The organism is Pseudoalteromonas sp. MMG024 (assembly GCF_021654175.1).
Taxonomy (GTDB): domain Bacteria; phylum Pseudomonadota; class Gammaproteobacteria; order Enterobacterales; family Alteromonadaceae; genus Pseudoalteromonas.
The window spans coordinates 1-1,489 of record NZ_JAKFZO010000048.1 but is presented as its reverse complement, the minus strand read 5'-3'; the positions used below and the strand labels follow the sequence as shown (position 1 = coordinate 1,489).

Here is a 1,489-nt window from a genome sequence, read left to right as displayed (position 1 = left end):
GCTGTCTCTTATACACAAATCCCTGCTAAAAAATTAGCGGGGATTTTTTTGAACTAAATCTTTGTTCCGCGATCAGATCTTCAAACCTATTTTGGAGATAGCGATGCTAAACAAGCATCAACAGTGGGCTGAACAGCAGTTTGGAAAAAGTAATCTCGGTAACCCTAGAAGAACAGCACGTCTGGTAAAATTAGCCTCATCTATCGCCAAGGAACCAGGATAGTCACTCGTGAATATCGCCCAATCTCCCGCCGACATGGAAGGTGCTTATCGGTTTATTCGTAATGAGCATGTTGATGCCAATGCAATAGCCGAGTCTGGATTTCAAGTCACCGCTGAGCAAGCATAATCACACAGCTTACTGCTTGCACTCGAAGACACCACAACGCTGATTTATAAGCACCCTTCCATTCGCCATAAATTGGGCCATGTTGGGAAAGGTAAAAAGCAACGAGGCATGTTGGCGCACAGCGTCTTACTTTTTTCACCACAAGATAATCAGGTCGTCGGCCTCATCGAACAATCACGCTGGAGTCGAGATATCAGTACCATAGGGAAAAGAGAACAACACGCCCAAATACCGTATGAAGAAAAAGAGGGTTATAAATGGGAGTCAGCATCACGTGCGATGGCACAGCGGCTACAGACAAAAATGTCAGATGTTATATCGGTTTGCGATAGAGAAGCAGACATTTACGAATACCTACAATATAAACTCACAGAACAACAGCGTTTTGTCGTGCGTTCCATGCAAAGCCGCCATATTGAAGAGGGGAAAGATAAGCTCTATTCCTTTGCAAGTGAATTAGAAAGTGCCGGTACAAAACACATCGAAATCGCTCAAAAAGGCGGGCGTAAAGCACGTACAGTGAGACTTGATATCACCTTCGCATCAGTCAGCTTAAAGGTCCCTTATAACAAGAAAGGGCATTCACTGCCTGTTTATTATGTTGGTTGTGCAGAGAGAGGTAACCCAGAAGGCGGGTTGAACTGGCACCTTCTCACCAGTGAGCCTGTTACAAATAAAGAAGAGGCGTTAGCAATAATCAGCTACTACGAACATCGATGGTTAGTCGAGGAATATCATAAGGTGTGGAAAAGTGACGGCACTGACATAGAAAGCTTACGCCTACAAAACCAAGAAAACATGGAAAGGTTGGTCACTATTCATGGTTTTATCGCTACGCGTATATTGCAACTAAAATTCGCACGTAATCAGCCTAACAATCCAAGTTGTGAGCAGGTATTATCGGGTAAAGCTTGGAAGCTTTTATGGCTAAAGAGAGTAAAAACGACGTTACCAGACACCGCTCTCAATATGAAATGGGCTTATGAGGAGCTTGCTAGGCTTGGTGGTTGGAAAGACACGAAACGTACAGGACATGCTTCAGTTAAAGTGCTAATGCAAGGGTGGCTTAAACTGCAAGCCATCCTTGAAGGCTACGATTTAGCTAAGTCTCTTGAGTCTGACTTGTGATCAAGAGACAGC

1 pseudogene is annotated in these 1,489 nt (G+C 44.1%); it reads left to right on the top strand.

Going from position 1 to position 1,489, the window contains the following annotated elements:
- The first annotated feature begins 103 nt into the window (after positions 1 to 103).
- A pseudogene (locus L1068_RS21780) lies at positions 104 to 1,477 on the top strand (IS4 family transposase).
- Positions 1,478 to 1,489: the final 12 nt, after the last annotated feature.